At 71.7% G+C, this 20,069-nt stretch carries 17 protein-coding genes; 6 read left to right on the plus strand and 11 right to left on the minus strand.

The window, feature by feature from the left end; genetic code table 11:
• The first annotated feature begins 95 nt into the window (after positions 1-95).
• Positions 96-875, plus strand: coding sequence for a hypothetical protein (locus D7W82_RS28545; protein ID WP_147439599.1), 780 nt, complete (start codon positions 96-98; stop codon positions 873-875).
• Positions 876-987: 112 nt separating this feature from the next.
• Here D7W82_RS28545 and D7W82_RS28550 read toward each other — a convergent pair whose 3' ends face one another.
• From D7W82_RS28550 to D7W82_RS28560, 3 genes are all read right to left on the minus strand, one after another.
• Positions 988-3,699, minus strand: a complete 2,712-nt coding sequence (locus D7W82_RS28550; RefSeq protein WP_120621364.1) for an AsmA family protein — start codon at positions 3,697-3,699, stop codon at positions 988-990.
• 219 nt (positions 3,700-3,918) lie between these two features.
• On the minus strand, positions 3,919-4,380 hold the full coding sequence (locus D7W82_RS28555; RefSeq protein WP_120621365.1) for a fibril protein: 462 nt from the start codon (positions 4,378-4,380) through the stop codon (positions 3,919-3,921).
• 164 nt (positions 4,381-4,544) lie between these two features.
• Positions 4,545-5,306: an iron-containing redox enzyme family protein gene (locus D7W82_RS28560; RefSeq protein WP_233587988.1), complete on the minus strand. Its 762-nt coding sequence runs from the start codon at positions 5,304-5,306 to the stop codon at positions 4,545-4,547.
• A gap of 340 nt (positions 5,307-5,646) precedes the next feature.
• On the opposite strand from D7W82_RS28560, the gene D7W82_RS28565 reads away from it, so the two are divergent.
• Entirely contained in the window at positions 5,647-6,462 is an 816-nt protein-coding gene (locus tag D7W82_RS28565; protein WP_233587989.1) for a dimethylarginine dimethylaminohydrolase family protein, read from the plus strand.
• Between the two features lie 75 nt (positions 6,463-6,537).
• Here D7W82_RS28565 and D7W82_RS28570 read toward each other — a convergent pair whose 3' ends face one another.
• Positions 6,538-7,287 carry a sterol desaturase family protein gene (locus tag D7W82_RS28570; protein WP_120590202.1) on the minus strand — a complete coding sequence of 250 codons (750 nt, stop codon included), beginning with the start codon at positions 7,285-7,287 and terminating at the stop codon, positions 6,538-6,540.
• 358 nt (positions 7,288-7,645) lie between these two features.
• Between D7W82_RS28570 and D7W82_RS28575 the strand changes: the two genes are divergently transcribed.
• The gene (locus tag D7W82_RS28575; protein WP_233587990.1) at positions 7,646-7,984 is read left to right on the plus strand and encodes a hypothetical protein; all 339 of its coding nucleotides are present in this window, start codon (positions 7,646-7,648) and stop codon (positions 7,982-7,984) included.
• 10 nt (positions 7,985-7,994) lie between these two features.
• Here D7W82_RS28575 and D7W82_RS28580 read toward each other — a convergent pair whose 3' ends face one another.
• The 3 genes from D7W82_RS28580 to D7W82_RS28590 all read right to left on the minus strand — a co-directional run bounded on the left by D7W82_RS28580 (position 7,995) and on the right by D7W82_RS28590 (position 13,624).
• Positions 7,995-9,104: a hypothetical protein gene (locus D7W82_RS28580; RefSeq protein ID WP_120621367.1), complete on the minus strand. Its 1,110-nt coding sequence runs from the start codon at positions 9,102-9,104 to the stop codon at positions 7,995-7,997.
• A 29-nt stretch (positions 9,105-9,133) separates the two neighbouring features.
• On the minus strand, positions 9,134-10,666 hold the full coding sequence (locus D7W82_RS28585) for a VWA domain-containing protein (RefSeq protein WP_120621368.1): 1,533 nt from the start codon (positions 10,664-10,666) through the stop codon (positions 9,134-9,136).
• Between the two features lie 111 nt (positions 10,667-10,777).
• Positions 10,778-13,624 (minus strand): PAS domain S-box protein, encoded by a 2,847-nt coding sequence (locus D7W82_RS28590; protein ID WP_120621369.1) that lies wholly within the window; start codon positions 13,622-13,624, stop codon positions 10,778-10,780.
• Positions 13,625-13,854: 230 nt separating this feature from the next.
• On the opposite strand from D7W82_RS28590, the gene D7W82_RS28595 reads away from it, so the two are divergent.
• Complete coding sequence (locus D7W82_RS28595; RefSeq protein WP_233587991.1) at positions 13,855-15,585, plus strand: HAMP domain-containing sensor histidine kinase; 1,731 nt, start codon at positions 13,855-13,857, stop codon at positions 15,583-15,585.
• A gap of 19 nt (positions 15,586-15,604) precedes the next feature.
• Here the strand turns inward: D7W82_RS28595 and D7W82_RS28600 are convergent, their stop codons facing one another.
• Positions 15,605-16,120: a GreA/GreB family elongation factor gene (locus D7W82_RS28600; RefSeq protein ID WP_120621371.1), complete on the minus strand. Its 516-nt coding sequence runs from the start codon at positions 16,118-16,120 to the stop codon at positions 15,605-15,607.
• Between the two features lie 87 nt (positions 16,121-16,207).
• Between D7W82_RS28600 and D7W82_RS28605 the strand changes: the two genes are divergently transcribed.
• On the plus strand, positions 16,208-16,489 hold the full coding sequence (locus D7W82_RS28605; RefSeq protein ID WP_120621372.1) for a rhodanese-like domain-containing protein: 282 nt from the start codon (positions 16,208-16,210) through the stop codon (positions 16,487-16,489).
• A 67-nt stretch (positions 16,490-16,556) separates the two neighbouring features.
• The gene (locus D7W82_RS28610) at positions 16,557-17,447 is read left to right on the plus strand and encodes a DMT family transporter (RefSeq protein ID WP_120621373.1); all 891 of its coding nucleotides are present in this window, start codon (positions 16,557-16,559) and stop codon (positions 17,445-17,447) included.
• 8 nt (positions 17,448-17,455) lie between these two features.
• Here D7W82_RS28610 and D7W82_RS28615 read toward each other — a convergent pair whose 3' ends face one another.
• The 3 genes from D7W82_RS28615 to D7W82_RS28625 form a co-directional block, all read right to left on the minus strand.
• Complete coding sequence (locus D7W82_RS28615; protein WP_233587992.1) at positions 17,456-18,301, minus strand: alpha/beta fold hydrolase; 846 nt, start codon at positions 18,299-18,301, stop codon at positions 17,456-17,458.
• A 230-nt stretch (positions 18,302-18,531) separates the two neighbouring features.
• The gene (locus tag D7W82_RS28620) at positions 18,532-19,104 is read right to left on the minus strand and encodes a class I SAM-dependent methyltransferase (protein ID WP_120621375.1); all 573 of its coding nucleotides are present in this window, start codon (positions 19,102-19,104) and stop codon (positions 18,532-18,534) included.
• Positions 19,105-19,135: 31 nt separating this feature from the next.
• On the minus strand, positions 19,136-19,939 hold the full coding sequence (locus D7W82_RS28625; protein WP_120621376.1) for a prolipoprotein diacylglyceryl transferase: 804 nt from the start codon (positions 19,937-19,939) through the stop codon (positions 19,136-19,138).
• Between the last annotated feature and the right edge of the window lie 130 nt (positions 19,940-20,069).

The following is a 20,069-nucleotide window of genomic DNA, read 5'->3' on the forward strand; positions in this document are numbered from 1 at the left end:
CCCGGGAGGCGGGCGGGTGGGAGGATGCAGGCGCAGGGCGGAGCTTTGGGGGCGCGATGGAATACGCGGCCGGGAGCTCCGTCAGGGAGAGCATCATGAACCGCATTCTCGGCATCGCATCGGTGGGGATGGCTTCACTGGCACTCGGGGTGGCCCTGTGGGGGCCTGGGAAGTCGGAGGCCCCTGTCGTCCAGGAGGCGCCCCGCGTGCAGGACTCGACGGCGGACGTCCGGGCGCTCCAGAACCGGGTGAAGGCGCTGGAGGAGACGGTGCAGCTCTTGTCCCGGCGGATGATGGCCTTCGAGCAGGGCGGCGGCACGGTCTCGGCCGGCACGGGCGGCCCTCCGCCCGCGGGCCTGGAGGCGGAGGTCGCGAAGCTGCGCGAGGAGCTGCGCGGCGTGATGATGGGCGAGGCGCTGAGCAACGACAGCGCGAAGCAGTCGCTGAAGGAGCTGATGCGCACGGTGCAGGACGAGCAGCGCACCGAGCAGCGCCAGCAGTGGCAGCAGCAGGTGGACCAGATGCGCGCGCAGGCGGAGACCGAGCGCTCCCAGCGCATGAAGGACTTCATCCGCAGCGCGGGGCTCAACTACAGCCAGGAGCAGGCGCTGACGAAGGCGATGCAGGCCGAGGACGCGAAGCGCCAGGAGCTGTCGTCGGCGATGGCGGGAGGCCGGCCGGGGCGTGACATGCGCCAGCAGATGCGCGACCTGCGCACGCAGACCGACGCGGAGATGCAGAAGGTGCTCAGCGCGGAGCAGATGACGCAGTACCAGCAGATGCGCCGCGACGACATGAACCCGCGCGGCGCGGGTGGCCCCCGGGGCGGCCCCATCGGCGGTGGCTGGGACACGCGCGCCTCCGGCGGGCGGTAGCGGTTCAGCCGCCGGACTCCATTCCGGTCCAGTCAGGACGCCGATGCACGAACGCCGCGAAGCTCCCTGGAGAGCTCCGCGGCGTTCTTGCGACCCGCGAACTTCGCGGCGCCTACTTCCCGCCGAAGATGCCCTTGAGGCGCTTCTTCGCCTCTTCCTCGGCGCGCTGCTTGGCCTTCTCCTGCTCGAGGCGGGCCTGGTCCTCCAGCTTCTTCTTCTCCTCGTTGGCGCGCGCCTCCAGCTCCTGGCGCTTCGCCTCCGCTTCGGCCTTCGCCTTGTCCTGGCCGCCCGTGATGATGTCCTCCACGGCCTTGCCCTTCTCACCCAGCAGGCCACCCAGCGCGGCCCCTCCGGCCAGCTTCAGGATGGTCGTCGCCGCCGGCTTCACGTCGATGCCCGTCACCTCCGGGCTCCACGCCTTGCCTGAAATCTTCAGCCCCACCGGGATGGCCTCCGTCGGCGTCACCTTGCCCACCGTCAGCGTCTTGATGGTCGCGGGCGTCAGCGACACGCCGCCCGTCAAATCCAACGTGCCGTCCAGCCCGATGCCGCCATCGAAGCTCATCGCCGCCTCCGGCCGCGTCCAGGTGATGGGCTTGCTCAGCTGCGCCACGCCGTTCTTGATGGTCATGCTGAAGGGCAGGTCGCCGCCCAGCGACGTCACATCGCCGCTCTTGAGCGCCTTCGCGAAGGGCACCGCCTTGGCCAGCGGCCCCGTCACGGACGACACCAGGTCCTTGCCCAGGAACGTGCCCTCCAGCAGGTTGCCGCTGATGCCGCCCAGCAGCGTCTGCTGCAGCTTCTCCGGCGTGTAGCCCACGCCCTGCACGTCCACGTTGCCGTTGAACTTGCCCGTGAGCACCTGCTTCGGCGTGCGCGCAGCCAGCGCCTGCGCCACCTCCAGGCCCTGCACCTGCACCTTCGCGGTGAAGGGCCGGGCCTCCGGCGCGGGCCCCAGGCGGATGGTCGTCCCGTCCGCCACCACCTTGCCGCCGTAGATGCCCGTCGAGAACTTCTCCACCGTGATGAGGTCGTCCACCATCTTCACCACGCCCGTCACGTTCGTCAGGTCCATCGCCGTGTAGCGCAGCGACCCGATGGCGAACTGGATGTCACCCCGGTAGCCGTTGAAGCGATTGGCCTCCACCGGCGGCTCCGGCGGCGGCTTGCCACCGTTACGCGCCAGCACCTGCTCCTCGCTCATCAACAACTTCTCCGCATCCAGCTTCGCGGCCTTCACGTCCGCCTTGAAGGTCGTCGTCGCCTTCTTGCCCGTGCCCGCGAGCGTCACCGTGGCGGTGCCCGTCACCGTGTCCTCCAGCGCGCCCAGGCTCATGCTGGTGACGTTCACCGTCATCCCGCTGCCCGTCTTGGCCGGCGCGTACGTGCCCGCCGCCGCGACCTCCAGCCGCTGCCCCGGCGCCTTGTTCACCAGCAGGCCCGGCCGCATGTCCACGCCGTTCAGGTCCGCCTTCGCGTCGAAGCGCAGCGCGCCGCCGCTCGCCGCCGCGCCCGTCACCTTCGCGTTCAGCTTCATCGCGCCGCCAGCTTCCTTGGACAGCTGATCCGGCACCCGCAGCCGCACCGGCGTCAGGTCCACCGCGATGTTGATGGCCTGCGCCTCCTGCGTGCCGCTGCCGCGCACGTCCAGGCCAATGGGGCCGGCGATCATCCCGTTGAGCTGCTTGCGCAGCGGCGGGTAGTACTCGGCGAGCACGGCGGGGTCCAGGTCGCGGCCCACCAGCTCGAGGCCCTCCACCGCGGGCTTGTCCGTGAGCAGCCCCTTCACCTTGCCCTTGCCCGTGATGGCCGCGGGGCCCAGGTTCAGGTTCAGCTTGTCCAGCGCCAGGTCACCGGTGGCCAGGTCGCCCGTCACGTCCGTGTCGAGCACCACGTCCAGCGCCTTGCCGCCCTCGGAGCCGGCGAACTTCATCCCCAGCGCCTTGATGACGCCCACGAGCTTCGTGGGGCCCTTGCCGCCGGGCACCGCGCCGCCCAGGTCCGCCTTCCAGTCCGCGTCCAGCGTGCCCGCCTGCAGCCCCACGTCCGGGGGCAGGAACGGCCCCAGCGGCGACAGGTCGATGTGCTCCGCCTTCAGCGTCACCTGCTCCGGCGTGGGGATGAGCGTCGCCGGCAGCGGCGCCGCAGCGAGCGTCATCTTCAAGTTCTGCTTGTCCGCGAGCACCGCCGCCGCCAGGTCCACCTTCAGCGGCTGGCCCACGCGCAGGTCCTTCACCTCGATGTCCAGATCCTTCACCGCCAGCTCGCGCGCCTGCGCGCCGCTCGAGCGGTCCACGAAGCGGATGACGCCGTCGGTGAGCGCCGCGCGCTCCACGTGCACGCCCGACAGGTCCGTGGGCTGCGATTCCTCCTCCGGCGCCTCCTCCTTCGGCTGCTGCGCGGCCAGCTTCTCCTGGAGGCGCTGCACGTTGGTGGTGCCGTCCGCCAGGCGGAGGACGTTCACGGTGAGGCCGGACACCTCCGCGTCCTGCACGCGGATGTCCTTGCCCTTGGAGGTGAGCAGCGGCATCGCCGCCACGCTCACCGTCACGTCCTTCACCTCCGCGAGCGGCAGGTCCTCGCCCTCGGCGGCGCCCACGCTGACGTTCTGGATGCGAGCGCCCACGTAGGGAAAGAGCTTCGTGGAGACGTCGCCAATCTCGATGGGGCGCCCCAGCTTCTGCGAGTACGTCGCGGCCTGGTCGCGCGCCGTCTTCAGCAGGATGGCGTCCAGGCGCCACAGCACCACCGCCACGATGGCGATCAGGAGGACGAGGATGCCTCCCAGCACATACGGCCAACGCTTCTTCTTCACAGCCGCCACGGTTCCTCCTCCGTCGGGAGAGCGATCGAACGCTTAGCGCAGCGCCAAGAGGGCCGCACCTCCCATGCACGAGGGGAGGTTTTAAGCGTGACGGTCAACACCCGGGGGGAAAGTCACACTCCTGTCGACCCTTGCATCTAGGCACGACAGGCCCTGCTCGGAAGGGGGTCGCTTGAGTCCCCACGACTTCGCGGATTCAGGGAGTTTGGCGGGCGGCCCCTACAGGTCGATGACCTCCGGCTCCATCCCGGAGGGCGGCGGCGCGTCGCCCTGGCCCTCCAGCAGGAAGCCCCAGGGCGCGTAGACGTTCCCGCCGGTGAAGGCGTCCACGTAGAGCACCACCGGCGTGTCCAGCCCGTCGTAGGTGACCTCGAAGATGGACAGCCGGCCCTTGCCTTCGCCCTGGCCATCCACCTCGGTGAACTCGCAGCAGTCCCCCATGAGGCGCCACGCCACCGGCTGGCCCTGGGGCCCGCGCAAGAGCTTGAAGTACGCCATCACGCCCTTGTCGCCCCAGCCCACCCGCACCGGGTTCTCCGGCCGGGTGCCGTAGGTCAGCGGATCCGGCCGCTTCGGCATCAGGGGCGCGGTGCGGCGCATCACCTCCTCCATGGACGTGCCCGGGGAAGCGCACGCCGTCAGGAGCAGCAGCGCGGCGGGGATGCATCGGAACAGGGACATCGGGACCTCCAGCTCGGCCTGGGAAAAACCCCCCAAGCTGGCGCCCGCCCCGGCTCCCGCGCATCCCCGGCCCCGGGCGGACCGTCCTTCGGGAAACGCACCCCCGAGCCTGGCGCACACGCGCAAGGTCCCGGGGGGAAGGACGGCCAGGCTCCGCGCCGCTTTCAGCTGAGCGACTTCAGGTCCAGGCCCAGCTCATGACGGTAGCGCTCGAAGCACCGCGCGCCCGCCGTCAGCCGCAAGAGCGCTCCTTCCGCCAGGGGCCGCGCGCACGCGGGGTTCGCCTCCACCAGCGGACGCAAGACCTCCTTGTTCCAGGTCTCGGAGTGCTTCACGTCCAGCGTGGAGTGCAGCGCGTAATAGCGCCGCACGCGCATGTCGAAGCCCAGACGCTTGAGGCCCTCGTTGACGCACGCGGTGCGGCCCGGCGCCGTCTCCTCCACGATGCCCAGCGCGCCCACCGCGTGGTACGTGTAGCGGCGGTTGAACGCGAACGCGCAGAGCAGGTTCGCCAGCGCGTGCGCTTCCCACACGGTGTCCTCGTCCGTGGGCTTCAACCCCAGCTTCCGCGCCATCTCCGCGAGCATCGGTCCGTGCATCGCGTCCTCGCGCCCGCGGCCCATCTCGTCCCAGTAGTTGCGCGCCAGCTCCAGCTTGGCCCGCGTGGGCAGCTGCAACTGCGTCAGCGCCACCAGGTCGTCGAAGCCCGCCTCGCCCGCGACCTCCTGCGTGAGGAACCAGTCCATCTGCTCACGCGTCGCCTGCGTGGCCAGCCACGGGAACAGCGGATCATGCTGTCCGGGACCGGACTCCTTCAGGTCCTCGAACCACGCGATGAACCCGTCCGCGTCCTCCGGTGCTTCGGCGGCCCATGCCGCCACGCGCTGTCGCTCCGCCTCCACGTACTCGCCTTCGAGCAAGCGCAACTGCGTCTCTTGCTGCACGGCTGCCCGCCAGCCCTCGGTGGGAAACCCCGGAGCCAGTCGCGCCTGGTTGAAGCGCAAGAGGGTCCGGTGAAGCCGTTCGGACAGGCGTGCGTCCTCCCTCCCCGCTTCCCCAGCCACCTCGCCAAGCCCGCTCATGGTGCGCACCCTCTCTACACATACCGGAAGGCGGGAGTGCCTTCCGGTCACATGTATGGGGATGACCTTGCACACCGGCCACATCGCTCCCGCCACCTTCGCCGTCAGTCAGGTGCGTTGCGAAAAGGACCACGTTCGCTCCCGCGACTGCGCGTATCAGGTCGCATGGAACATCAACCCTCATATGAAGCCCGGCGCCGTCGCGTGGCGGCGCGCGTGCACGCAGCACCGCGAGTTCCTGCGTGCCCTGCGTGAAGCAGGCGCGGGCTTCTTCGAGCTGCCCTTCGTCCACGGCGCGTTCGACTCCGTGTTCGCCAAGGACAACGCGGTGCTCGTCTCCCAGGAGGGCGAACTGCGCGCCCTGCTCGCCACCATGCGCCATGGCCAGCGCCGCGGTGAGCAGCTCGCGCGCGCCCGGTGGCTGGCCGCGCGCGGCTTCGACGTCATCGAGCCGCCGCGCGTGCACATCGAAGGCGGTGACGTGGCCATGCTGCCCGCGGGCCGTGGCGCACTGCTGGGCTGGGGCATGCGCTCCACGCAGCGCGCCGCGGGCGTGCTGGAGGCGTTCCTCTCCGCGCCCGTCACGCCGCTGGAGCTGTGCGACCCGTACCTCTACCACCTGGACACCGCGCTCACCGTCCTGTCCGACGGCACCGCGCTGGTGTGTCTGGAGGCCTTCACGCCGGAGTCGCTGCGCATGCTGGAGCGCACGGAGGGCATCCAGCAGGTGGTGCCCATCGCGCGCGAGGACGCGCTCGCGTTCGGGCTCAATCTGGTGGAGGTGGGAAACACCGTCATCGTCGGCGCGCGCGTGCCTCGCGTGGAGGCGGTGCTGCGCGGCCTGGGGCGCCGGCCCGTCAGCGTGCGGTTGGATCAATTCCACCTGGCCGGCGGCAGCGCGGCGTGCCTGGTGGCGCGCGTGCACCCCCTGCCGCCCCTGTCCGCCCGGCGCTTTCGCGAGGAGCAGGAGCAGGACCTGGCCCAGCCGCTCTCCGCGTGACGTGCGGTGAAAACGAAGAACCTCCCCGGGCGGCGAAGCGCGCGGGGAGGTCCGGGGTGAAGCGGGGCGGAAGCCTCAGGACTGTTCGCTGGGGACTTCCGGCGCGCTCAGCGCTTCGGCCTGCTGGAAGCGGCGCGGGTGTCCGTCGCCGCGGGTGCCGCCGGAGAGCTTGTCCACCCAGGGGTACTTCTGCGCCTCTTCCGCCGTGTAGCCCAGGTTGAAGACGGTGGGGCTCTTGGGCTTGTCGGAGGCCTTCTCGTACAGCGTGCCGAACACGCGGTCCCAGAAGTAGTTGGTGATGCCGTAGTTGCCCTGCTCGTTGTGGAAGTGGTGGGACATGTGCAGGCGCTTGATGTCCTTCAGCCACTTCTGCTGCGGGGCGTAGTTGAGGTGCTGGATGCAGTGGCAGAACTCGTAGAAGCACGTGGTCACCATGCCCCAGCCCAGCGCCGCCGCCGCGCCGGACCGGCCGCCGATGAGGTAGCCGATGGGCGTGAGCACCAGCGCGATGGTGGGCAGCGTGGTGTGCAGCGCGCCGAAGAGCACGCGCAGGTCGTGCGGGTCCTGGTGGTGGTCGAAGTGGATGCGCTTCCACGTCACCGCCGTCGCCGCGGACTTGTAGAGAAAGCGCCCGTGCAGGATGTACCGGTGGATGAGGTACCAGCCGAACGGGTACGCCACCGTGGCCAGCAGCACCGCCGCGCCCATGCGCACCGGCGCCTCGAACCACTTCACCGACAGCACGATGCAGGTGATGCCGATGAGGATGTAGGCGACGACGGCGTAGTAGGTGAAGAACGAGTAGACCAGGTCGCGCAGCGACATCCGGTCCAGGTTGTGCTTCCGGTTCAGGAAAGAGACCGCCACGGGGATTCCCTCACTATCCGCTCCGCCGCGGGTCCCGGGCTGCCGGGGTGCGCGGGGCTCGAAGGCTTGCTCGCATCCCGGCCCTTGGGGTGATGCGGTGGTCCCTGAGCTATCAGTCAAGAGGCCCCTTGGCCCAGGAACGGTGAGGGCCCTCTTAGCGCCTTCCTGGAGGCGTTGAGAAGCTCCTCTATTGCCGCGCCCGCACATTGTCCGGCTGCCCGCCCCACATCCGACCCGGGGTCGGGCTTCCGTGCGGGAAGTCCACACCCCACCTTTCCGCCCACAGGCGCGAGCGATCGCGCGAGGGGGCAGACAGATGGCGCGCAAGGCACAGGGACAACAGGGCAGTGGGACCCAGGCGGGGGAACGCCCCGCGCGGCGGAAGACGGCCACCCGGAAGACGGCGGGAGGCGCCCCCAGCGAGGGCCGCCTGGAGCTGCGCCGGGACATCGCGGAGTACCGCGCCGCCGCGGAGGCTCAGGCAGACATCGTGCGCGAGCGCATCAACGCCGCGCTGGAGGTCAGCCGCCGCACGCGCGAGGAGATTGAGCAGCGCATCGCCAGCGAGCTGCACACGCCCCGCGTCACCGCGAAGAAGGCCGCGGCTCCGGCGCGCAAGCGCACCCGGGCCTCCACGCGCGCGTCGGCGAAGTAGGGCGCGGCCCTCAGGAGCGGAGCGCCGGAGCCCGCGCGGCCTGCGCCGCTCCCTCCGGGCCGGAGGACTCCAGGTCCAGCGCGGAGAGCTTGTCCGCCAGCGCCTGGACGCGCTCACCGCCGCCGCCCCCATCCAGGGGGGACGCGGCGCGGGCGCCGATGAAGCACACGCGGGCCCGCTCCAGCAGGGCCACCTGTGCGTGCAGCTGCGCGAAGAGGCGCTCCTGGCGGCGAGACAGCGCATCCAGGTGGTTGAGCTCCTCACCCAGCGACGCGGCGGCGCGCTCCAGCTGGCGGCGGGCCACGCCGTCCTGCGCGTCCTGGGCGCGCTTCTTCAACTCCTGCACCTGCGAGTCCACGCTCCCCTGGGACGCGGAGGACAGCTGCGCCTCCAGCTCCGTGTGGGACTCGGCCAGGGTGAAGGCGTCCCCGGCCAGCTTTCCGAGCACGGCCTGGAGCTTCTCCAGCCCCGGGCCCCGGGCCAGCTTGCGCGCCTCGTCCTGGCACTGGCGGTAGAGCGTGAGCGCCCGGGTCACCAGTCCGCGCACCTCGCCGGAGAGCGTGGCCTCCAGCCGCATGCCCCGGGTGGCCACCGCGTCCAGGTCCATGGCCAGGTTCGCCGGCAGCGTGCCGATGCTCCAGAACAGCGCCACCACGGCGTAGTCCACCATCAGCGGGAAGTAGCCCCACGCCGGGAGGAAGCGCGCGTCGAGCACCTGGTGCACGTACAGGCCCAGCGCGGTGGTGACGGCCGCGGCCCCGGCGCACAGCGCGACCTGGAGCGGCGCACCCACGCTGTCGCGCCCGTTGCCCCGCCACGCCAGCAGCCCCGCGGCGATGGCGCCCGCCACCGCGTGTGTCCAGGGCGACGCCAGCTCCAGCACATAGGGCAGGGCGGGCAGCAGCACCATCCCCGCGCGCACCAGCAGGTTCTCCGCCGCCTTTGGCTTCACCGCGGTGATGGCCGCCGCCATCAGCGCGAAGTAGCCCGGCTCCACCGGCACGCGCAGCACCTGCCGCGCCACGCCGGCCACCAGCGCCATGGCCCCGGCGCCCACGAGCGCGTACAGGCAGCGCGACTCGAAGTCCTCCCGCCGGATGAGTTGGATGGAGAGCGACATGGCGCACCGGGTTCCGGACGGCGGGGGGACTAGTAGCTGTTGCTCTGCCCGAAGTTCTTCATCGTCTTCTTCTTGAGGTCGAGCGCCTCGCGGCGGACGTCGGAGTCACTCTGGGCACTGCCATAGGCTGCCTGGGTCTTGTCCAGGTCCGCAAGCTCCCCCGAGAGCGCGGACGCCGAAGCGCCGAACAGTTTACGCGCGTTGGTCAGGAAGCCGAGCGCGCTCTCGCGGTTGCCGCTCTGCATCTGCTCCGCGGCCGCCTGGAGCTGCTGGGTCCCCAACGCGCGGATGGCGTGGACGCGCACGTCGCGGTCCAGGTTCGCGTGCACCACCTGGACGTCGTCCGTCACCTTCGCGCCCAGGGCCAGCGTCACCTGCGACGGCAGGTCCGCCGCCACGTCCACGTACGACACCGAGGCGTCCAGCACGTTCATCTCCGCCGCGCTCGCGGGAGCGTCCAGCGTCAGCTTCACCACCACGCGCGCGGACTGGCCGCCCGTCAGGTCGTAGAGGGGGATGCGCACGACGTTGCCTTCGCGGGTGGACGGCAGGCCCATCACCTCCACGCCGCTCACGCCGGGCGGCAGGGTCAGCGCCATGCCCACGCCGCGCGCGACGGTGCTGGCGGCCTGCTCCAGCTCACGGGTGAAGATGGCGGCCAGCTCCGAGGAGTCGCTGACGAAGCCAGAGAAGCCGCCGCCGCGCTCGGCCATGCCGCGCATCAGCGTGTCGTTGAAGCCGCTGCCCACGCCCAGCGCGCTCACGGTGATGCCCGTTTCGCGCAGCCTGCCCACCTCGGAGAAGAGGCCCGCGTTGGACGTCACGCCCTCGGTGGGCTCGCCGTCGCTCAGCAGGATGGCGCGCGTCACCCGGTACTGCTTCGCGTACGCGCGCACCGCTTCCGCGCCCGCCACCAGTCCGCCGCTCATGTTCGTGCCGCCGTTCACCTGGATGGCGTCGATGGTGCTCAAGAGCTCGCGGCGCGTGGTGGGGTTGATCTCCACGCTGGGCACCACCTTCACGTCGGAGCCGTAGTGCACCAGGGCCAGCCGGTCCCCGTCGCGCAGCTGCCGCACCAGCTCCTGCGCGGCGCGCTTCGCGTCCGTCAGCTTGGAGCCATCCATGGAGCCGGAGCGGTCCACCACCAGCGCCAGGTTCACCGGCACGCGCTGGACCCTCTCCGGCATGCGCGCCGACAGCTCGAACACGGCGAAGGCCTCACCCGGGCCCGCCTTCACGTACGCGCCGGACAGCTTGCCCGTGAGCTCCACCGGACCGGCCTTGCCGGACGCGGGCTGGCCCAGGACGACAGGCAGCACCCCGTTGATGGGGGCCTCACCCGGCTGGATGACGGTGTGGGTCTGGTCCACGGTGCCGGTGGCCACGGCCGAGGGGCGGGGCGCGACCCGGCGCAGGTGCCCGTTGGGGAGCCGGTCGGAGGCGGGCTCGGTGACGACCGGCGGGTGCGACGAGGTCTTCGCGAAGAACGAGCGCGCGTCGAGCGCGAGCGCGCCCACGAACAGCAGGCCAGCGAGGGTCAGCAACAGTTTGGTGCGGTTCATGCGCGACGGACCTTCCCCCAAGGGGTGCGAGCGGACGAGCACACGCTCGCAGACCCGTCACGCGGGCGCATCGGTCAGCGGGAGGAGGGTCCTCCCGATGACCGATGGGGGTCAGGCGGCGTCCGGCGGACCGTGCCGCACCAGCTCCTCCACGGCGCCGCGCACGCGCGCCTCGTCGAAGGGCTTCTCCAGGAGCGGGTTGGGGATGTGCTCCAGGAAGTCGCGCGCGCCCGCGGTGAAGGCGCCGCCGGACACGAAGACGAAGCGGCGCTCCAGGCCCGGGTGGGCGCGCCGCACGGCTTCGTACACGTCGCGGCCAGCGAGGTCCGGCATCATCACGTCGCACAGCACCGCGTCGAAGCCCGGCGCCCGCGACATGCGCTCCAGCGCCTGACGGCCGCTCGTGGCCACCTCCACGTCATGGCCGCGCAACAGCCGCTGCAGCACGCGGCCCACCGCGGGCTCGTCGTCCACCACCAGCACGCGGCCCCGAGGCACCACGGGCGCGGCGGGCAGCGGGGCCTCCGGCGGACGGACGACCGGTTCGGGCTGGGGCGCGGGCAGCACCACGCGGAACGTGCTGCCCCTGCCCACGGTGCTGTCCACCTGGATGTCGCCGCCCAGCCCCGTGATGATGCCGTGGCAGATGGACAGCCCCAGGCCGGTGCCCACGCCCACGGGCTTGGTGGTGAAGAACGGATCGAAGATGCGCCCCATCACCTCCGGCGGGATGCCGCTGCCCGTGTCGCGCACCTCCACCACCACCTGCTCGCCGGACACGCGCGTGACGAGCACCACCTCGTGGTCGTGCGCGGAGCCCTCCGGAATCGCCTGCGCCGCGTTCACCACCAGGTTGAGGAACACCTGGCAGAGGCGGCCCTCGTTGCCCATCACCTGCGGCACGGTGCCGTAGTCCCGGCGCAGCCGCGCGCGGTGCCGGATTTCATTGGCGGCCATCATCACCACCGAGTCCAGCACCGCGTGCACGTCCACCGGCGTCATGCGCTCTTCATCCGGCCGCGAGAACGTCTTCAGCTGGCGGACGATCTGCCGCACGCGCTCGGCGCCCTCGCACGCCTCGCCCAGCACCTCCTGCCACTCCGCCACGTCCGGCGGGCGCACGCCGCGCACGCCGGGGCCGGGGGACAGGTGGTGGCGGAACTCATCCGACAGGAAGCCCAGGTTGGAGACCACGAAGGCCAGGGGGTTGTTGATTTCGTGCGCGATGCCCGCCGCGAGCGTGCCCACCGACGCCAGCCGGTCCGCCAGCGTCAGCCGCGCCTGCAATTGGCGCTGCTCCGTCACGTCGCGCGCGATGGACACCACCGCGGGCTGGCCGTCGAAGCGCAGGGGCAGGCTCGCCAGCTCCACCACGCGCGTGCGCCCGTCGCGCAGCACCAGGCGCCGCTCGCTGGTGAGCGGCGTGCTGTCCCCGGACGCCACGCCCGTGCCCGGCACGTCCGCCAGGAACTCCGACAGCCGGCGGCCCACCAGCTCCTCCGCGCGCGCGAAGCCCAGCGTGGTGACGAGCACCGCGTTGGCGTAGACGATGTGGCCGTCCTGCTCGATGGCCGCGGGGTCGGGGAAGCCCTCCATCAGCGCGCGCAGGCTGGCCTCGGAGCGCTTCAGCGCCTCCTCCACCTGCCGCCGCTCCGTGATGTCGCGCGCCAGTCCCTCCACCGCCACCACGTGGCCCGCGGGGTCCGTCACCGGCGCCACCACGTGCTCCAGCCACAGCAGGCTGCCGTCGGGGCGCAGGAAGCGCAGCTCCACCGTGGCGCCGTCCACGGACTGGGGCGACTCCAACAGCCGCTCCAGCGCGGCCCGGTCCTCCGGGTGCACCTGCCGGTACCACAGCTCCGGATCCGCGTAGTGCGCCTCCGGCCCCAGGCCCAGCTTCGCGTGCGCCACGCGGCTGACGTACGCGAAGCCGCGCGGCGCTTCCCGCCGGTAGAGGTACAGCACGTCCGACGCGTTCTCCGCGAGCTGGCGGAAGCGGTGCTCGTGCTCACGCAGCGCCCGCTCGGACGCGCGGCGCTCCAGCGACACGGAGATGGCGCCGCTGGCCGCGGACAACAGGTCCACCTCCAGCCGGTCCCACTCGCGCGCCTCGTAGCAGTTGTCGAAGCCCACGAACCCCACCAGCCGCCCCTGCACGCGCAAGGGCAGCACCAGCAGCGTGAGGATGCCCTGCGGCTCCAGGAGCTCCCGCTCGATGGAGGGGAAGGTGGCCACGCGTCCGGTGACGACCTCGCCGCGCTCCAGCAGGTTCGCCCAGCGCCCCAGGATGGGCCGCATTGGAAGGTCCTGGAGCATCGGGTTGTCGATCTCCGGCGTCACGCCGGGCGCGCACCACTCGGCGCGCTGGCTGCACAGGAGCGCCCCCTTCGCGTCGCTATACGTCTCGAAGACGTAGACGCGGCTGGCGCCGGAGGCCTGCCCCAACGGCGCGAGCGCGGGGCTGTACAGGTCGCCGCCCTCCGGCACCGACAGCAGGCGCTGCTGCATGTCCACCAGCGCGGTGAGGTAGCGCTCGCGCCGGGCGAGCGCGTCGCTCGTGCGCTTGCGCTCCGTGATGTCGTTGAGCGTGCCGGCCATGCCCACCAGCGTGCCGGTCTCGTCGAGCGTCACCCGCGCGAAGACGTCCACCCAGCGGAAGCCGCCGTCGCGCGTGAGGTAGCGCACCTCGTGCTGCACGTATTCGCGCTCGCGCGTGAGCAGCGTCTGGCACACGTCCAGGACCCGCGCCCGGTCGTCCGGGTGCACGAAGTCCAGCGCGGAGCGGCCCAGGCTCTCCTCCACGGGAAAGCCTGTCACCTCGGTCCACGCGGGATTGAGGAAGACCCACGTGCGCGCCGTGTCCGTCTGGAACACGACCTCCTGGAGCGTGTCGATGACTTGCCGGAAGCGGCGCTCGGTGGGGGTGGTGCCGTCAGGACGGGTGAACGGCATCTGCATGCAGGGGACTCGCGGTGGAAGAACTTGGCCGTGCGGACGGAACGTGCGCGGCGCGGACGTAGACAGTCGAACGATTGAGGATCGCCGTCATGCAGGCAAGGGGGCCCGCGGGAAGAGCGGGAGGATGGGAAGCATTCCCTGTCCTTGAGGATGAAGTGCGCTGCGGGTCCTGTCTTCCTTTCTTCCCGGGAGGCGGAGATGACACCATGATGCATGCGGAAAGCCTTGGCATGTCCGGCATCCCCTCTTCAGCCTCGGAGGCCCGCGTGACGGACGGGGACGGCCCGCCCCTGTCGACGCGCGTCATGGACGCGGAAGGCGTGGTGCTCGTTGAGTGCACGGGCCGTGTGACTGTTTTCAACTCACAAGCCGCGGCGCACTTCGGTATTCCGGTCCCTCTCCACATCGAGCACGCCCGCCTGCCTGGGTGTGAATGGGTGCGGGAGGACGGCACACCGCTGCCGCCGCAAGACTCGCCGCTGGCGCGAGCCCTGGCGGGCGAGCAGGTGGACGCGTCCCCGTGGCACGTGCTCCGTCCGGATGGGACACGCGCCGTGCTGCGCTGCAACGCAACGCCCGTGCGGGCCGGGGACGGGCAGGTGGCTGCGGCGCTGCTGCGCACGCACGCGGTGGAGGCGGTGCCCGCGTCCATGCTGGATGCGTCGCGCCTGCTGGCGGAGGCCGGGGCGCTGCTGGGCACGTCGGTGGACGCGGAGGCCCAGCTGGAGCCGCTGCTCAGGCTGCTGGTGCCCGCGCTGGGGGAGGGGGCCCTGCTCGTCCTCCGGACGACGGGCGCCGTGGGCGATGAGGGCCTGCGCGTGGCGGCGTCACTGCACGCGGACTCCGCGAGGCACGCGCTGCTGCGCGACCTGCTCACGCGCTATCCGCCGGGGTCATCCGTGCCGGGCGGGCTGTCCCAGGTGTTCGCGTCCGGGGCGGTGGGGCGTCTGCCCCTCCTGTCCGAGGAGCACGTGGTGGCCATCGCGCGGGACGCGGAGCACGCGCGGCTGTTGCGCGAGGTGGGGCCGCACGGCTGCCTGAGCGTGCCGCTGGGCGCGCGCGGCAACGTGCTGGGCGCGCTGATGGTGCTGCGCTCCAACGTGCTGCGTGCCTTTGGCGCGGAGGAGGAGCACTTCCTCACGGAGCTGGCCCACCGCACCGCGCTCTACCTGGAGAACGCGCGGCTGTACCGCGAGGCGCGCGAAGCGGTGCGCCAGCGCGACGAGTTCCTGGGCATCGCGAGCCACGAGCTGAAGACGCCGCTCACGCCGCTGAGCCTCAAGGTGCAGCTCTTGCAGAAGCAGGTGGTGGTGCTGGCGCGCGAGGGCAAGGACGTGCCCACGGACCGCGTCGCGGACGCGCTGGATGTCGTCCAGCGCCAGGTGCGCCGGCTGTCGGGCCTGGTGGACAACCTGCTGGACGTGTCGCGCATCACCGCGGGCCGGCTGCGGCTGGAGCTGGAGGAGCTGGACCTGGCGAGCGTGGCCGCCGAAATCCTCTACCGCTTCTCCGCCGCGGCGGCGCAGGCCGGCACGGAGCTGGGCCTGGAGGCGCCGGTGCCGGTGGTGGGCCGGTGGGACCGGCTGCGCCTGGAGCAGGTGGTGACGAACCTGGTGTCCAACGCGCTCAAGTACGGCGCGGGCCACCCCGTCATCGTGAGCGTGGAGGCGCAGGGCTCGCTGGCGCGGCTCACCGTGAAGGACCACGGCATCGGCATCGCGCCGGACGACCTGGCGCGCATCTTCGAGCGCTTCGAGCGCGCGGTGAGCGACCGGCACTACGGCGGCCTGGGCCTGGGGCTCTACATCACGCGCCAGATTGTCGAGGCGTTCGGCGGCACGGTGCGCGCCGTGAGCACGCCGGGAGAGGGCGCCACGTTCCTCCTGGAGCTGCCCCGGGGCGACATCCCGGAGGAGTGGCTGGTCGCGCACGCGGCGCCGGGGCCCACTCAAAGCGAGTAGGCCGGCGCCGACTTTCAGCTCAGGCGACCTCCAGCACCGTCCACTCGCGCACCTCGCCCGCGAGCGTCACCTCCACGGTGTCGCCGGCCTTCTTGCCCAGCAGCGCGCGGCCCACGGGGGAGCTGGGCGTGATGACGGAGAGGAAGCCGTCGCCGCCGGGGCCGGTGAGCTCGGTGCCCGCGCCGGCGGGGAGCACGAAGAAGGTGCGCTCGGCGAAGCCGTCCTCGTCCTCGGTGCTGCAGTCCACCAGGGCGCCCAGGCCCACGGGCCCCTGGCGCGGGAAGCGGGGCAGCTCCTTCTGGCTGAAGGCGGTGAGCGCCTGCAGCTCTTCCTGGAGGCGGCGGGCGCGCTGGGCCTGGCCGGTGGCGAGGCTGCCGTACTCGATGGCGGCGCGGCCGTCCTCCTTCTTCTCGGACTCCGTGGCGAGGCTGCGGGCGGCCTCGCGGGCGTCGGCCTCCGCGCGGTGGGCCAGCCGGTCGCTCTGCTGGAGCCGCTCGGACAGTTGGTGGAGCAGGGTGTGCTTGTCGAGTCGCATGGGTATCGTTACAGGACTGTAGCGCCCGGTGCGGCGGCCTCCAGTTTTCAGCCCGGCGGGGCCCCCGGCTTTGGTTGAATGGGTGCCATGACGCCTCAGGAACGCTCGCAGAAGGCCCACGAACTCGTCGCCCACGGCGCGGTGCTGCTGGATGTGCGCACCCCGGAGGAGTTCCAGCAGGGACACCCGGACGCCGCCCGCAACATCCCCGTGCAGGTGCTGGCCCAGCGCCTCTCCGAGGTCGGCCCGGTGGGCACGCCCGTGGTGGTGTACTGCGCGGCGGGGGGCCGCAGCGCCGTGGCCGCGGAGCTCCTGCGCAAGGGTGGCTTCCCGGACGTGTTCGACCTGGGCTCCGTGAAGAACTGGTAGGCCTTGGGGCCAGGGCCCGCGTGACAGCGGGCCAGGACTTCAGTCAGCGTGCGCGCTGAAAAGCGCCATGCAGACCCGCACCGCCGGCTTCCTCCTCGTCGCCCTGTCCGGCGCCTCCTTTGGCGCGCTGGGCCTGTTCGCGCGCCTGGCCTACGCGGCGGGCACGGACATGCCCACGCTGCTCTTCCTGCGCTTCACGCTCGCGGGCCTGGTGCTCGCGGGCGTGATGGTCGCGAAGGGCGGAAGGTGGCCCCGGGGCCGCCTCCTGTGGGGCCTGGTGGGCTTGGGCGCGGTGGGCTACTTCACGGAAGGCAGCGTCTACTTCATCGCGCTCCAGCACGCGTCCGCAGGGCTGGTGGCCCTGCTGCTCTACCTCTTCCCCGCGCTGGTGGCCCTCATCCAGGTGGCCCTGGGCCGCGAGCACCTGAGCCGCCTGCGCTGGCTGGCGGTGGGGCTGGCCCTGTGCGGGACGGCGCTCACGGTGGACCCCGGCCCGGACGCGAAGCCGCTGGGCATTGGCCTGGGCGTGCTGTCGGCGGTCATCTACGCGCTCTACGTCCTGTCCAGCGCGCGCGTGGCGGGGCCGGCGGGGCCGCTCGCGGCGAGCACCGTCGTCCCGCTGTCCGCGGGGGCCGCCTTCGGGGCGCTGATGCTGGTGAAGGGCCCGTCCTTTCCCCAGACGCCGGGCGGCTGGGCCGCGGTGGCGGGGCTGGCGCTGCTGTCCACGGTGGTGGCCATGCTCACGTTCTTCGCGGGCCTCAAGCGCATTGGCCCGGTGAACACGTCGCTGCTCTCCACGCTGGAGCCGGTGATGGCGGTGGTGCTGGGCGCCATCTTCCTGGGCGAGCGCCTGTCCTTGCGGCAGGGCCTGGGCGGACTGCTCATCCTGGTGGCGGTGGTGGTGCTGGCCCGGGGCGACCCCGGCCGCCCGGCGGAACCCGGGGCGGCTGGAGCCTGAGCGGCGGACTACAGGCGGTTGAGGAAGTGGTGCACGTCGGTCACGAAGCGCTGCGGGCGCTCGGCGTGCGGCGCGTGCCCGGTCTCCGGGTAGAGCAGGTACTTGGAGCCGCGGATGGCGCGGGCCAGGGCGCGCTGCTCGTCCACGGAGAAGAAGCCGTCGTGGTCCCCGCCGATGATCAGCGTGGGCACGCGGATGCTGCCCAGGCGCGAGGCGTGGTCCTCCGCGATGAGCCCGTCCAGCGCGTCCTGCCACACGCGCGCGGGCAGCTTGGAGCTCTCCGAGACGAGCGTGTTCAGGTACGACTCCGGCACGGGCGCGTAGAAGGTGCTGGCCTGGAACTCGTGGATGAAGGCGGGGTCCACGGGGTCGGTCAGCGTGTCCACGACCTCCTTGAGGCCCAGGGCCACCTCATTGCCCGCGACGGTGGGCGCGGAGCCCACCAGCACCAGCCCCTTCACGCGGTGGGGGAAGTCCAGCGCCACCTGCTGCGCGATGAAGCTGCCCATGGAGTGGCCCACGAGCACGGCGCGCGACACGCGCTTCGCGTCGAGGAACGCCACCACGTCCTTCGCGAACGCCTGCTGCGTGTAGCAACACGCCGGACGGGACGAGTCCCCATGGCCGCGCTGGTCCAGCGCGTAGAGGTGGAAGTCGCGCGGGAAGCGCGGCAGGTCCAGGTCCCAGGTGTGATGCGAGTCCGTATAGCCGTGCAGGAAGACGACGACGGGCCCGTCCTGGCGGCCCTGCTCGACGTAGCGGAGCGTGACGCCGGTGGACAGCCGCACGGAGCCCTCACGGGGATTGGCGCCACCGTGACGGTCGGAGTCCTCCAGCGAGGCCGGAGCACTCACGAGGTCGGGTGCGGAATCCGACGCGACATCGGGTCCACAGCCGGCGAACACCAGCACTGCGAGGAGGGGTCGAAGGGCGCGCAGCATGCGTCAGGGCCTCACGGGATGGGACGCGGCGGGGAGGTCCGCCGCGAGGATGCACGCCATCCTAGGGAGACCTCTGACATCCCGTCGGTGAATCCATCCTGGCAGGTCGGAGGTGACCTGCCAGGGCGGGTCGCGCGAGCCCCTCAGGGCCGCCGGGCAACGATGAGCTCGCCCACGCCGCCCAGGCGCTGCTCGCGCTTGAGGATGTGGAAGCCCGCGGTCTCCACCAGGCGGAAGGTGTCCCGGTTGAGGCGGCAGCCGCCGGTCAGCTTGCGCCACGCGGGCGTCAGCAGGTCCTGCGCGGTGGCCACGGCCGGGTTCGGGGCCCGCACGTGCTCCAGCAGGCGCAGCTCGCCGCCCGGCTTGAGCACCCGCATCACCTCCGAGAGCGCCGTGGCCGGCGCGTCCACGCAGCAGAACACCAGGCTGGACACCACCGCGTCGAACGAGCCGTCCGTGAAGGGGAGCGCCTGCGCGTCCGCCTGGAGCAGCGCCACGCCGCTCCTCCGGGCCCGCGCGCGCACCAGCGCCCCCAGGTCCACGTCCACCGCGGTCACCGACGTCACCGAGTCCGGGTAGCCCGGCAGCGCCAGCCCCGTGCCCGCGCCCACCTCCAGCACCTTGCCGGACAGCCCTTCCACCAGCTGCCGCCGGGCGGCGTTCAACCCCACCCAGCCCAGCGGCGCCATCAACGCGTCGTACGCCAGTGCCTTCACGTGGAACCCCCCTCCAAGCGAAACGTGGCCGCTACCGCGCTGTCTCCACCCGGCCCTGCGGCGAGGACGGCTTCTGCGAGGACGCGCTCGGCGCCTGCTTGCGCAAGAGGCCCCAGAGTCCGTACGCCACCAGCAGCAGGCAGCCGTACTGCGCCGGCGTCAGGCCGAAGTAGCGCGCGTCCACGTACGACAGGTCCGTGGCCCGCAGGAAGTCCAGGCTGAAGCGGGACGCCGCGTACAAGAGCGCCAGCAGCGGCAACAGCCGCCCCTTCATCTTCGGCATGTCGCGCAGCGCGTACAGCAGGCCGGAGATCGCGAAGAGCACGACGGCGTCGTAGAAGCCCAGGTCGTGCCGGTTGCCGTTGGGGAACTGCACCGCCAGGAAGAAGTCCGTCAGCTTGCCCGGGTGGTCGTGCACCGCGAAGCACCCCAGCCGCGCCACCGCCCAGCCCGGCGCCACGCCCAGCGCGAAGCTGTCCGCGTAGTCGTTGAAGCGCAGCTTCTTCACCCGGAAGAACACCACCGCCGCCAGGATGCCGCCCAACAGGCCGCCGAAGGAGGACAGGCCATCCCAGAACCGGAGGATCTGGAACGGGCTCTTGGACATCTCCTCCGGGTGGTAGAAGAACAGGTGCACCCAGTGGCCGAAGAGCATGCCGGCCGCCACCCCCCACATCGCGAAGTCCGCCAGCGGGTTCGGGTCCAGGCCCTCGCGCTCCGCCTGCTTCGTCAGCAGCCGGGCGGCCAGCAGGATGCCCGCCGCCACGAAGACGTTGAAGGGGTTCAGCTCCAGGGGCCCCAGCTTGAACGAGGGGGCGTGCCAATAGGGAATCAAGGGGGCTCCAGAAAGGCCAGGGATCCGCGCGGACGTACTCCGGGCGGATGGAAGCCGAACAATCGGCGCATCCCGGGCTTCCCTCCACCTCTTTTTCCGCGCATCGCCCGCCGGGCGCGCAAGCCCCACC

It is taken from the genome of Corallococcus sp. CA049B (assembly GCF_003611685.1).
In the GTDB taxonomy this organism is placed as follows: Bacteria; Myxococcota; Myxococcia; order Myxococcales; family Myxococcaceae; genus Corallococcus; species Corallococcus coralloides.